Annotated in this window: 12 protein-coding genes; 2 read left to right on the top strand and 10 right to left on the bottom strand. The window is 42.6% G+C overall.

Annotation, left to right across the window (positions count from 1 at the left end):
- Window positions 1-157 precede the first annotated feature (157 nt).
- From GRQ40_RS05770 to corA, 4 genes are all read right to left on the bottom strand, one after another.
- Entirely contained in the window at window positions 158-1408 is a 1251-nt protein-coding gene (locus GRQ40_RS05770) for an ATP-binding protein (protein WP_066147017.1), read from the bottom strand.
- Between the two features lie 125 nt (window positions 1409-1533).
- Window positions 1534-2760 (bottom strand): PLL family lectin, encoded by a 1227-nt coding sequence (locus tag GRQ40_RS05765; RefSeq protein ID WP_066147014.1) that lies wholly within the window; start codon window positions 2758-2760, stop codon window positions 1534-1536.
- Window positions 2761-3000: 240 nt separating this feature from the next.
- Complete coding sequence (locus tag GRQ40_RS05760) at window positions 3001-3555, bottom strand: TIGR00725 family protein (RefSeq protein ID WP_066147012.1); 555 nt, start codon at window positions 3553-3555, stop codon at window positions 3001-3003.
- 17 nt (window positions 3556-3572) lie between these two features.
- A complete protein-coding gene (corA, locus tag GRQ40_RS05755; protein ID WP_044746674.1) occupies window positions 3573-4538 on the bottom strand; it encodes a magnesium/cobalt transporter CorA in 966 nt (321 codons plus the stop codon).
- A gap of 687 nt (window positions 4539-5225) precedes the next feature.
- On the opposite strand from corA, the gene GRQ40_RS05750 reads away from it, so the two are divergent.
- Window positions 5226-5453 carry an IDEAL domain-containing protein gene (locus GRQ40_RS05750; RefSeq protein WP_044746675.1) on the top strand — a complete coding sequence of 76 codons (228 nt, stop codon included), beginning with the start codon at window positions 5226-5228 and terminating at the stop codon, window positions 5451-5453.
- A 168-nt stretch (window positions 5454-5621) separates the two neighbouring features.
- Complete coding sequence (locus tag GRQ40_RS05745; protein WP_066147010.1) at window positions 5622-6773, top strand: aminotransferase A; 1152 nt, start codon at window positions 5622-5624, stop codon at window positions 6771-6773.
- A 153-nt stretch (window positions 6774-6926) separates the two neighbouring features.
- On the opposite strand, the gene GRQ40_RS05740 is transcribed toward GRQ40_RS05745, so the two are convergent.
- From GRQ40_RS05740 to GRQ40_RS05715, 6 genes are all read right to left on the bottom strand, one after another.
- A complete protein-coding gene (locus GRQ40_RS05740) occupies window positions 6927-7793 on the bottom strand; it encodes an NAD(P)-dependent oxidoreductase (protein ID WP_159719561.1) in 867 nt (288 codons plus the stop codon).
- Window positions 7794-7838: 45 nt separating this feature from the next.
- Window positions 7839-8054 carry a TM2 domain-containing protein gene (locus tag GRQ40_RS05735; protein ID WP_369815489.1) on the bottom strand — a complete coding sequence of 72 codons (216 nt, stop codon included), beginning with the start codon at window positions 8052-8054 and terminating at the stop codon, window positions 7839-7841.
- A gap of 74 nt (window positions 8055-8128) precedes the next feature.
- Window positions 8129-8914: an SDR family oxidoreductase gene (locus GRQ40_RS05730; protein ID WP_066147004.1), complete on the bottom strand. Its 786-nt coding sequence runs from the start codon at window positions 8912-8914 to the stop codon at window positions 8129-8131.
- Window positions 8915-9020: 106 nt separating this feature from the next.
- Entirely contained in the window at window positions 9021-10994 is a 1974-nt protein-coding gene (locus GRQ40_RS05725; RefSeq protein WP_080860992.1) for a methyl-accepting chemotaxis protein, read from the bottom strand.
- Between the two features lie 656 nt (window positions 10995-11650).
- Complete coding sequence (ptsP, locus tag GRQ40_RS05720; RefSeq protein ID WP_080860996.1) at window positions 11651-13372, bottom strand: phosphoenolpyruvate--protein phosphotransferase; 1722 nt, start codon at window positions 13370-13372, stop codon at window positions 11651-11653.
- The gene (locus tag GRQ40_RS05715; protein WP_044746683.1) at window positions 13372-13638 is read right to left on the bottom strand and encodes a phosphocarrier protein HPr; all 267 of its coding nucleotides are present in this window, start codon (window positions 13636-13638) and stop codon (window positions 13372-13374) included. The genes ptsP and GRQ40_RS05715 overlap by 1 nt, the downstream gene beginning before the upstream one ends.
- Window positions 13639-13729: the final 91 nt, after the last annotated feature.

The raw sequence follows: 13729 nt of genomic DNA, 5'->3' as shown, positions 1-13729 counted from the left end.
TGGTCACGCATTCGTATAGCAAAGGTCCAAATACTCCCGCTGTCAGACCCATTCATGAATCTATGAAGCCATTCATCGTGTAGCTACCTGACCGCCGAAAAACATCATGAGCTCCGTATAGCTGCTTTATATTATCATATGACTGAGACGGTTTGTCTTATTTCATTAAAGGCAATGTAATCTCTACGCGCGTTCCTTTTCCAGGATGGCTCATATAATGAACGGTTCCTCCCATTTCACGGATTAAGCGATTGGAAATCATGCTCCCTAACCCCGTTCCTTTTGACTTCGTTGTGTAATAGGGAAGACCAATCTTTTTTAACTCCTCCTCTGTCATTCCTTTTCCGTTATCTTCAATCACTACTTTGACAGTCTTTTGCTGCATAAGAGATTGTGTCGTAATAAAGACACTTCCGCTGCCATTATCAATTGCTTCAATCGCATTTTTGATAATATTTAAAAATGATTGCTTTAAATATTGCTCGTCTCCCCAGACGTAACATTTTTCAATATTCTCCCATTCGATAGACACATTGGCAAACGCTCCTAACGGGCGAAGCAAGTCCACACAGTCACGCAGCACTTCACTTAAATCAATCGGCTGCAAGCGAAAATCAGCCGGCTTTGCCAATTTTAAATAATCCGTAATGATTTTATTTGCCCGATCTAGCTCCTCTAGAATAAGGGGAGCAAATTGCTCTAATTGTGAATTTCCAGCATCCTTTTGCAGCAATTGCACAAACCCGCGGACCGTCGTAATCGGATTGCGAATTTCATGAGCAAAGGATGCCGCCATTTCACTGACCATCGTCAGCTTATCCATATATACCATCTCATCAAATTGGCGATTATACACAATTAAGCGTTCAATTAAAACAATAATCAACAGGTAAGTCGCCAAAAACATGGCAAAATACGTACTATAAAATTCCCAATTCAAAAATGAAACCGTTTGAACAATGATCGTAAAATAAAAAAGAAAATACAGCATCACAATCATTAATGCATGCCATAATTTATTTTTTGCTTTCCAATAAAAAGGCCGAAATAACCAAGCAGTGATAAACGAAAGAACGGAAACAAGCACTCCGATTCCGGCAAAAGAGCCGCCAATAATCAGACGCGTAATCACCACAATCAATGTGCATATGCCTCCGGCCGGCCAGCCAATATATAGCGTCACAATTAAAATGACGATCATCCGAAAATCAAAATGTGTCTCCCCTAGGGTCTCAATTGGATAAAACATACACAGCATGGCAGCAAACGCAGCAAATAGCCCATAAATGGCTTGCTGCCGCATCGTTAAAGTCAGACGGTCCCGAAAAGGGAAAAATAAATTCGCATTAAATGTTAATGAGAGCAAAATCGTAATATTGACAATGAGAGGCTTAATCATGAAAATCATTCTTGATTTCCCCCGTTCATCGATACATCGCCCATCATTGTATCATACTCTTTTCATTTCTTGAATGAGTTTTACAAAAATAAAAACACGCTTGGCTAGGTAATCATAGCCAGCGTGTTTTTTCGTCATCTTTTCCAACGGTGAAGCAATTCGTTACGCTCTCCACGCGCAAAAACATCGAGACGATTTCCTCCCCATGAAATAGCAGCGGGTTCAGATGTAATACGCCTTCCATCAAGATGAAGAAATTCGCTCCAATGCGCGCCATCCCAATATTTATAAAGAAGTTCATGATTCCCACCGCGCGCAAAGATATCTAAGCGGTTTTTTCCTCTAGATGCCGCTGCTGGGCTCGAAGTAAGAATACCTTTCAGATCTTCCCAATGACTCCAGCGCACGCCGTCCCACCATTTATGCAAAAGTTGCCGCTCTGCTCCTCTCGCAAATACATCAATTCTTTGCTTTCCCCATGAAACAGCTCCGGGAGCGGATGTAATAATGCCGCCCAAGTTTTCCCATTCACTCCAACGCACACCGTCCCACCATTTATGATACAGATGACGATCCTCACCGCGCACAAACACATCCAGCCGATTGGCTTCCCATGATGCCACCGCAGGAGTTGAGCTTAACACTCCTCCTAAGTCTTCCCATTCACTCCAGCGTACACCGTCCCACCATTTATGCAAAAGCTGCCGTTCTGGCCCGCGACCAAATACATCAATGCGATTTTCCCCCCATGAGACAGCAGCTGGAGAGGAAGTTAATGTACCGGAGAGATTTTCCCAATCGCTCCAACGCACACCGTCCCACCATTTATGGAGCAATTGATGCCTTTCACCTCTTGCAAATACATCCAGCCGATCTCGTCCCCAAGACGCCACAGCCGGTCCTGATGTTAATGTTCCTCCTAAACTTTCCCACGCGCTCCAATCCTGTTCCGGCCTATATCCGATATTCTCTAGCACCAAACGAATGACGGATCTTACGATTTGCTCGATTTCATTTTCCGGAACGCGATACGCCTGCAACACAGTAAACAACCAAGGGGAGTTTCTTCTAGTTAGCTGAAACAGCTGCTCAATCTTTTGATCCATTGTTCCTTCCACATGTTCCTTATGATCTAACGCTGTTTGGACAATGACACGAAACATATAGCGTGATATATTGCGCGGAACATAATATTGTTGCAGCTTCGCATATAGTGGCTGCAGCTTCGGACGAATCATGCGCCATATATTCTCCATTTCTTGGTTTCTTTCACTATTTTCCCTGTCATGATAATCGATTAACATTTCAGTAAATCCCGGTACATAGGCAGAAAACATGCCATACGGATCAAGACGGTCCATCCTATCCCCTCCTCTTTGTCAAAGATCCCATCACTTTATCGTATGATGCTGTCCGATTATATAGTCCTTTTTTTGTTGCAAGTACAAAGCCTTCGATTAATGTATATAGAATATGGTGGGTGGATAAACAAACATGATGCCACGTGCTATCATTTTGTTTTCATTAGTCATAGGAGCTACTCCTCTTCCAACGGAAATAAAAAGAGGGTGCCCAAACTATTCGTTGGACACCCTCTCTTTTTAATCGCCAATTCTCCCTGTATTTCTTTCCCTATCAAGCGGCTCGGAAATGCGGTTAAAAGCCAGATCCACTGCAGCTTCTGCTGAACTGCAAAACGCAATCTCCACCGTGCGCCGCTCATCCAAATACCCTCCTTCATAGGCCACCTCTTTTATTTTTGTCGCCCATCCGCCTGTCGTTTCAATAATAACCACCGGTTTTTGATTCATATATGCCGCTGACAGCTCCCCAAGCGTCCCATTGCCGCCGCGGATCATAATAAGGGCATCCGATGAATGAACGAGCACCATGCTGCGAAAATCAAAATGAAGCCCTGTTGTAATCGGTACATCTAAATAATCATTAGCGACATCTGTGCGATCTCCGGCTAAAATGCCAATCACTAATCCCCCTGCCTGCTTTGCTCCTTTAGAAGCTGCTTCCATGACTCCGCTTCCTCCGCCGGTTAATAGGACCGCCTTTCTTTTCGCAATTTCTTCGCCTACCTGCTCCGCAATTTTTCGTACGCTGTCAGGAATATCCCCTGATTGTCCAATGACTGCAATTCGCTTCATTCGCTGTCTCTCCCGTTTTACCGATTTCCTTTATGAAAACGAAACCATCCTTTTTTCTTAAACAAGAAAAACATGGCTACCGCAATGAGTGCCATTATTCCTAGCACAGCAAAATACCCGTATTTCCAATGCAATTCAGGCATATTGTCAAAATTCATCCCATACACACCGGCAATGAACGTCAACGGCATAAAAATCGTCGTAATCACCGTTAATGTCATCATAATTGTATTCATCCGATTGGAGTTCAATGACAAATAGCTATCGCGAATATCAGAAGTAATATCGCGATTCGCCTCAATCATTTCCACCAATTTTAATAAATGATCATAAATATCATGAAAATAAATATGCTGTTCCTTCATTCGCTGTAGCCGATCAGAGTTAATAATCCGATAAAGCAAATCACGCATCGGGACAATGGTTCTTCTTAGTTTGGATAAATCACCGCGAATATCAAATACTTTTTCGAGGATTTCCTGAATGGTATGATCGTTTGTATTTTCATCAAGATCATTTAACATATCTTCCATTCGATACATCGGCGGAAAATAATCGTCTACAAGCTTATCTAAAACATGATACATCACGTGAAATGGTCCTGCTTGAAAATGCTCTTCTGTTTGCAGCCTTTCCCATACTTGATTTATTCCCCATACGGATTGTTTATGAAACGAAACGAGAAAGTTTTGTCCGATAAATAAATCCACTTCTTCCGCTTCCAATGTTTCTTGATTAATAGAGTGCACAACCATAAACAAATACTGATCATAAAAATCCAGCTTCGGTCGTTGAATAAATTCCAAACAGTCCTCAATCGCTAATGGATGAAAATGAAAAAAATCGGCCAACAATTTTGCCTCTTCATCTGTCGGTTCGTGGAAATCGACCCAATACCATGAAACGGAAGGTTTTTTTAAAAATGGCAGTGGTACATCATAGACTACTTCAAAGTCTTTAGTAATCGCACAAGTTCGGATCATCACTCTCCCCCTTCCTTCGACGTCAATGTATCAAAACATAGGCATGTAGATGAACGAACGAAAAACCTTCACCTCTAGCTTCATTTTTTCACAGGCAGCAAACGCATCGTTCGCTAAAGACATATCTTAATTCTTGGCTTTTCTGCCATAGCCGGCAATCCTCTTGCTAACGACTAGCATGCTATATAGGCGATCAATGATTTTGGCACTGGATCTATCTGTGAAGGATCAAGATCCAACGAGAAGATCGAGCAGATGGCTCATGCAAAAGCCAAATGGCATGTTTTCGACGGTCGGAGACAAGCCGCGGACTTGTCTCCGTCACGCCCCAGCTGCCAAGAACCGAACAACCGTCATACCTGCTCATCGGAATGGGAAATATTGGCACATCAAGCTGTATCCATATCATACCACGAATTTATAGATGGAGCATTGATATCAGACGATTGTGGTTGTTCAATTGGTTCACTCCGCTCGAAAAAGTTTATCTCTCCCCAGCCATCAGCTTTTCAAAAATAATTTTATTCCATTCTCAAGCTGTATTTATCTATATAATACCCGAAAAATAGTCGCTTGTTTGTAAAAATTACTACCTTCGAATTTATCAAAATTTTCTTTACTTTTTTATAAAAAAAGACGATAATATAAAAAAGGGAACATCTTGTTCCCGAATAAGGGGGAGTTTCCATGTACGAAAAACAATTTCCTCACGAAGGGATTATGATGTTTGGGCAACCGGAAGAAAAAAACAGCTACGGACCGCTTGCTGAAATGATTCTGGAACAAGCTATTTTCCTTTATCAAAAAAATAAATTAATGGAAAAGATTGATGAAGCGCTAGCTACCAAAGATCAAGCGCTGTTTTTAGAATTATCCACCCAATATAACGAATTGCTAAAAAAACACAGAGAATAGGCAGGGAGATTTTTCGAAATGATGGAATGCGAAGCCTCACAGCACTATAATCATGAATCGTTTGATTAGGTGAGCCACTTCTTCGTCTTTATACGCAGAAGAAGGCTCACCTTTTATTGTACTTCCGTGATAAAATAAAACAAATGGAGTATGGAAGGAAGGAATACTATGGAGCATCTCATTCATCCGCGTATTAAAAATATTGAAATCTCAGGAATCCGCAAATTTTTTAATATGGTTGCCGATCGTCCAAACCTCATTTCATTAACAATTGGCCAGCCGGATTTTCCGACTCCTGAACATGTGAAAGAAGCTGGGAAACAAGCCATTTCTGATAACTTCACAGTCTATACCCACAATGCAGGCTTGCTTGAAGTGCGTCAAGCGGCTTGCCGTTTTGTCAACGAAAAATATGGCTTGCACTATAATGAAAACGAAGTGATTGTGACGATTGGTGCAAGTCAGGCCATTGACATCGCTTTTCGCACCATTTTGGAGGAAGGAGTCGAGGTGATTTTACCAGGCCCTGTGTATCCCGGTTATGAGCCGATTATTCGCATGTGCGGAGCCAAACCTGTATATGTCGACACCCGCCATAACCAATTTAGGCTTTCCGCCGACTTGATTAAACCGTACATAAATGAACGAACGCGCTGTATCGTTTTGCCGTATCCCTCCAACCCAACTGGTGTAACGTTAGCGCAGCAGGATTTGCTAGAACTGGCTGAGCTGTTGAAGGATCGCCCAATTTGGATCTTATCGGATGAAATTTATAGCGAGCTTGTTTATAGCGGCAAACATGCTTCAATTGCCAAATGGCTGCGCAATCAAACCATTGTGATTAACGGATTAAGCAAGTCACATTCAATGACGGGATGGCGAGTGGGGTTTGTCTTCGCCCCAGAGTTTTTAACAAAACATCTGATTAAAGTGCACCAATATAGCGTCTCATGCGCTTCTTCCATTTCGCAAAAAGCCGCTTTAGCCGCCTTGACAGCGGGAAAAGAAGACGCCAACGACATGCGGAAGCTATACGAACAGCGAATGGAATATGCCTACAGCCGGCTTGTTGACATGGGCTTTCAAGTGGAAAAGCCAACAGGGGCTTTTTACTTATTTCCATCTATTGAACCATTTCATACTTCCTCTTTTGAATTCGCACTTGATTTAGTGGATAAAGCTGGCGTAGCCGTCGTTCCTGGAAGCGCCTTTTCAGCATATGGAGAAGGATATGTTCGGCTTTCGTATGCCTATTCATTAGAAACGCTAGCAGAGGGGCTGAATCGCATCGAACAGTACGTTCAAAAACATAAAAGGTGAGAGCTTGGGTAGCTTCTCACCTTTTTATCAAGGAGGCAGCTGGTCATGCCATCGACTGGCCTCTGACAGTCGAAAATTTGAAAACGTCTATAAGTTCCCTCTTCTTAGTTGGCGCAATAGAGAAGGTGCCATTTTCTTAGTGCTAGAGGGCGTTTATGAATGATCATAGTGCTTGTATAACGCATGTGTTCCGCTGTTCTCCTCACCGCTTGCCGCCAGTTCTTCATACATTTTTTTAGCTAAGCTCAGTCCGGGCAGCTGCAAATTCATTTTTTCTGCCTCTTCCAGCGCAATTTTCATATCTTTAATAAAATGCTTTACATAAAATCCTGGCGCAAAATCCCCCGCCAACATTCTTGGGGCTAATTGGCTCAGTGACCAGCTGCCGGCAGCTCCTTGTGAAATGCTTTCCAACACTTTATAAGGATCAAGACCTGAACGTTTCGCATAAATGAGCGCCTCACAAACACCGATCATATTGGTAGCAATCGCAATTTGGTTACACATTTTCGCATGCTGGCCCGCTCCCACTTTTCCTTGAAAAACAATATTTGTTCCTAGCGCTTCAAAAATTGGCTTGCACTCATGAAATGCCGCTTCATCGCCCCCAACCATAATCGCAAGCCGGCCTTCTCTGGCACCAACGTCTCCACCAGAAACAGGAGCATCTAGCGCAAATACCTTTCTCTTCTTCGCCTCATCATAAATTTTCTCGGCCAACGACGGAGGAGAGGTTGTCATATCAATTAAGTACGTGTTTTCCTTCACATTTTCAATTAATCCGTTTTCGCCAAAATATACGGCTTCTACATCCTGTGGATAGCCCACCATCGTAATAACAACATCCGCCTCGCGGGCAAGCTCGCGAACCGTTTCCTTCCAGACCGCCCCTGCTCTTAATAGCTCCTCTGCTTTCTCCTTCGTGCGCGTGTGCACAAGCAAATCATATCCTGCTTGCAGCAAATTGCGCGCCATGCTTTGTCCCATCACACCAAGACCAATAAAGCCGATTGTTTTCATACTCATTCCTCCACATATAAAACACCTTGGCTTGCGGCCAAGGTGCTAATCTTCTAACACGACATTATATTTTCGATTGAACTCTTCATCGGATTTAACGAGATAAACGATTCCCTCAATAAAGCCGATGATGCTTGGAATTCCTGTCCACGAAAATAATAAATAAAGAATGCCTTGGCCAAGCTTTCCCAAATAAAATTTATGAATGCCGAGACCACCTAACAAAATGGCTAAAAGACCTACAACCACCTTATTTTTCACGATGCCTCTTCCTTTCTCCGCTGGGGTAAGTCCTTTTATTTATATTCACCCAAATGAGAAAGTAGCACCTTTGGTTAAATCGCTTTGACCATCCCCCCATCGACGAGAAACGATTGGCCTGTCATATAAGAATTGGCTGCTGAAAGAAGGAAGGTCACCACATTGGCAAACTCCTCCGGCGTTCCATAGCGGCCAAGCGGAATGGCACTTTTCATCCGCATTTCCATTTCTTCCTTTGTGATTCCAAATTTTTCTGCGTTCATCTGATCTAAAAAAGCCACCCGTTCCGTTGCAATTCTTCCCGGCGCTACGGTATTGATTAAAATGTTATATTGAGCAAATTCAGAAGCCAACGTTTTAGTCAAGCCGACAATTCCAGTGCGGAATGTATTTGATAGCAATAAGCCAGGAATGGGCTCTTTGATGGAAGAAGAAGCAATATTGACAATTTTTCCGCCATTTTTCTTTAAATAAGGCAGTGCTTCACGAATGAGGCGAATATAGCTTAGTAAATTTAATTCAAATGCTTGATACCAATCCTCATCCGTAATCGTTTCAAAAGTTCCCGTCGGAGGTCCTCCCGCATTGTTGACAAGCAGTTCAAGAGCTCCATATGTTTCTGCCGTTTGAGCAACAAGCCGCTGAATTTCTTCTTTTTTCGTTACATCCGCTCGAATGTAAGCAACCCTTCCTTTATGTAACTCGCTTAGCTCTTGAGCCACCTCCTTCAGCTTTTCTTCATTGCGGCTCGTAATCATCACATTGGCACCTTCCAGCACCAGCCGCTGGGCAATCGCTTTACCAAGCCCTTGACTAGACGCTACAACAAGCGCTGTTTTTCCCTCTAACTGAAGCTCCACCTTCTTCACTCCTTTTCTTTATTATTACTATACCATTCGGCAAAGCCGCTGAGTTTTCCTCCTTCTCATCAATAAAAGCGCACGGATTTCCCGCGCGCTTAAATGATTATGCATCGAATTTTTCAACTAATTTCTTGAGCTGCTGTCCCATCTCACTTAATTTTTCAGCAGACTCTGTGACCGTGCTGAGCGCCTGCAGCTGATCATCGGCTGATGCTGCCACTTCCTCCGCAGAAGCTGCCGCCTGTTGAGCAATAGCGGAAATATTTTGCATCGCTTCAACCACTTGATCCTTACTTTCGTTCATATGCTTCACTTCATCACTAATATGAGAGATGGAGTTTGTCAGTTCTTCCATCATGACGGAAATTTTCATAAAGGATTCGCCTGTCGTATGAACGGCTTGCTGTTGCTCTTCGTTCATATCTTTTGAACGCCCAACTGCTTGCATTGCTAAATCCGCTTGTTGCTGAATCGTCGCGATTGTCTGACGGATCAACTCGGTCGCTTGAGAAGATTGTTCCGCCAATTTGCGAACCTCCTCAGCCACAACCGCAAATCCTTTACCATGTTCGCCTGCTCGTGCTGCTTCAATGCTCGCATTTAACGCAAGCAAATTCGTTTGTGCGGAAATCGCTGTAATCGTTTGAATGACTTCATCAATTCTTTTCATTTTTTCAACGAGATCATCCATTACTTTTTCTACAGACTGCAATTCATTTTTTGCTTCATCTGATTTTAATTGCAGCTCATTTAATTTTTCTAATCCATAATAACTTGCTTCTTTTGTATCATTTGATAAAGTTTGCATTTCTGAAGCGGATTGAGCGACTGCTTCAATTTGACTTGACAGCATGGTTGTTCGTTCGTTGATCGTATCTAGGTCACTCGCCTGTTCAGATGTTCCTTTTGCAATATCATTAATCGCTGTCGCTACTTGCTCGCTTGAAGTCATCGTTTCTTCGGAAACAGCGCTTAAATGATCGGCAGATTGAGCGAGCTCAGCAACTGACTGATTCACTTGATGAATGAGTGCCCGCATTTCATGAACCATATGGTTAAAATGAGAAGCCAGCTGCCCGATTTCATCTTTTGCTTTTACTTTCACTTGAACCGTTAAATCTCCCTCTGCTACCCTCTCTACTTGCTCTTGCAAGTAGACGATTGGTTTGACAATGGAGCGAGCCATCAAATAAATGACAATCATTCCGATAAGTACTGCGATAATCGTAATCATGAGCATTTGTGCTGCAATTGAATTACTGACCGCAAATAAATCTTTTTCTTTATACACCGCTCCAACTTTCCAACCTAGCTCGGGAATAGTTGTAAAATAAAGCATTCTCTTTTCGCCGTCTCTCGTATACTCATACACGCCGCTGTCACGGTCAAGCATGTATTTCACAGTGGCGTCGTTTGCCATATTCTTTCCTTTGTATTGAGGGTGGACGATAGCAATACCTGTTTGATCAAATAAAAACGGATAGCCTTTGTATCCTACATCCATTTTATTCACAATTTTTGTAACGGCATCAAGTGACAAGTCCATCCCGATGACACCAACTACTTGTGCACCGTCTTTCACCGCCTTGGCAAGAGTCACCACATACTTTCCTGTAACCGTATCTACATATGGATCCGTCCAGGCAACCTCATCAGGATGCTCGATTGCTTTTTTATACCACGGACGGGAAGTCGGATCAAAGCCAGCCGGAAGGTCCACTTTCGGCGTCGTATACATCTTTTTCCCTTCAGTTCCAATATAAACAAGCTGTGTATTGCTATGAATCTTTAAAAACGTTTGAAATTCCTTTTCAACTGTCGGCGATTCTTGATTGTCTTTCGCCATTTGGACTATCGCCGGCGATTCGCTAAATTGCTTCATACTATTCACTTCACTTGTAAAGCTTGATTGAATATCGTCAATCAGCTGCTCAACAAGCGCATGCCCGCGGCTGCTGACATCCTTGCGAATCATCTGCTTTGTTTCTACGACCCCGACAATTTGTGTAACGGCTAAAGAAACGACCATTAGTAAAGCTATTAAGACAACCAGTTTTGTTCTTAATGTTTTGAACACTTCGCTTTTTCTCCCCCTTGTCAAAATTCATCCTATTTTGTCGAGTTGCCATTTCCATTATAAAACCATGGTCTATAGCCGTCTATAGTAGCATATTCTCAATCATAGCAAAATGAATGAAAAACTTTTTTTGCTATCGCATTTATCACGGTAAAAATTCCAATTGTTGACGATCCATGATTTTACTAAAAATATGGAATCATATAGCTAGACACAAGCTTTTCGCTTGCCGACTACGGCAGAAAAGCGAGGAATCAAGCAGTGTCCATTGATTTGTATTGGATCATCACACACCTAGATAAAAATAGAAGTACGATAGAATTAAAGATGGAATAAATGGTCCCTGTATGTATTTTCATCATGAGGCGATATAATTGATCTACACGCCTGTTGTTCGGTTCGTCTTGATCAGCTGCTTAGTAGAGGAAAAATGTGAGACTATGGCCATTATGTCCAGCGCCTTTCAGCGACTAAATATGGACAAAAAAAAGATCATGTAGCCAGCAAAATCAAAGCTTTTTGCTTCATTTGGGCCATGCTGTTCGATCAGTGGCTGAAAATGATGGAGAAGACGCAAAAGCAGCAATCATACTGTATGAATGGAGTGGAAGCCTCTTTTAAATAATAAGCGGTGGTTACGGCCACCGCTTATATTTTTACTCAATATGGAAAGTTTGTTTCACAAATGCCACCACTTCTTCTGCTGTGCTCATGGATAGAATGGCTTCTTTAAAGCTAGCTGCTTCTGTTTTTGAGAGTTTTTTCATTTGTGAACGAGCACGTAAAACCGAAGTTGCGCTCATGCTAAATTCGTCCAGTCCTAAGCCGAGCAAAATTGGAATCGCCAATTCATCTCCTGCCATTTCTCCGCACATTCCTGCCCATTTTCCTTCTTTATGAGCGGCTTCGATCACATGATGAACAAGGCGCAAAATGGCTGGATTATACGGCTGATAAAGGTAAGAAACCCGTTCGTTCATACGATCAGCCGCCATCGTATACTGAATTAAATCATTTGTTCCAATACTAAAGAAATCGACTTCCTTGGCAAATTGATCGGCAAGCACCGCGGCCGCAGGAATCTCCACCATCATTCCAATCTCAATCTCTTCAGCTACTGGAATTCCTTCATGTTGAAGCTTCTCTTTTTCTTCTAAAAGGATGGCCTTTGCTTGCCGGAACTCTTCCAGTGTTGCAATCATCGGAAACATAATTTTTAAGTTTCCATACACACTTGCGCGCAGCAACGCACGAAGCTGAGTTCGGAACATGTCCTGCATTTCAAGGCACAGACGGATCGCTCGGAACCCTAGAAACGGATTCATTTCTTTTGGAAGATCTAAATACGGCAATTCTTTGTCGCCGCCAATATCAAGCGTACGAACAACGACTGGTTTGCCTTGCATTTGTTCCAGTACTACTTTATATGCTTCGAACTGCTCCTCTTCTGTCGGCAGCTCAGAGCGGCCCATATATAAAAACTCTGTACGATATAAGCCAATTCCTTCTGCACCGTTGGCTAGCACACCTTTAACATCTTCTGGCGTGCCAATATTTGCAGCTAATTCAACATGATGGCCATCGCTTGTCACCGTCGACTCGTGAACAAGCTTCGCCCACTCCGCTTTTTGCTTCTCAAAGCGCTCCCGCTTTTCTTCATAATGAGCGAGCACATCACTCGATGGATTCACAACAACTTGTCCATCCAGTCCATCAATAATGACCACATCGCCATTTTGGATTTCCGCTGTGGCACATTTCGTTCCCACCACTGCTGGAATTTCAAGAGAACGAGCCATAATCGCCGAGTGAGAGGTTCGGCCGCCGATATCAGTAGCAAATCCTTTTACATATTGACGATTGAGCTGTGCTGTATCAGAAGGTGTTAAATCTTCGGCAATGATGATCACTTCTTCGGAAATCAAGCTCGGATTGGAAATCGCAATCCCGAGTAAATGGGCAAGCACGCGCTTCGCTACATCGCGAATATCAGCTGCTCGCTCTTTCATGTACTCATTATTCATCGATTCAAACATCGCAACAAACATGGACGTTGTTTCATTCCATGCGTACTCTGCATTGACTTTTTCTGCTTTAATTTTATCCTTTACCGGATTTAATAGTTCCGGATCACTTAACACAAGAAGATGCGCAGAAAAAATGGCAGCTTTGTCCTCCCCTAATTCGCGTAATGCATGGGCCTGAATTTGCTCAAGTTCGCCTTTTGCTTTGACAATAGCTGCTTCAAAACGTTCAATTTCAGCCTGTGGGTCCGTAATGTCATATTTTTCAACAGTAAAATTAGGGGTTTCTAAGCGGTATGCCTTAGCAATGGCAATACCGCTTGATGCAGCAATCCCTGTAATATTCTTAGACATTATTGTGCGAGACCCTCTTTTGCCAATGTATCTGTTAATGCTGCTAACGCTTCTGCTGCATCTGAACCCTCAGCTGTAATTTTAATTTGAGCACCTTGTGGAACACCTAGCGACATAACGCCCATAATGGATTTCAAATTCACTGTTTTCCCGTTGTACTCTAAGTTAATGTCGCTGTTAAATTTGCTCGCTGCTTGAACAAGTAAAGTAGCAGGACGAGCATGAATACCAGATTCAGCAGTTACTTTAAATACTTTTTCAGCCATTTAAACCATTCTCCTTTAACAATATATTTTTTTGTCATCATAACAAACATATCTGCTCTTATTCAACAGAAAAGAAATTTGTCGATCGTTG

It is taken from the genome of Anoxybacillus sp. PDR2 (genome assembly GCF_009834045.1).
Classification (GTDB): Bacteria; Bacillota; Bacilli; order Bacillales; family Anoxybacillaceae; genus Anoxybacteroides; species Anoxybacteroides rupiense.
Note: the sequence above shows the minus strand (reverse complement) of the source record. Positions and strands in the feature narration are given on the sequence as shown.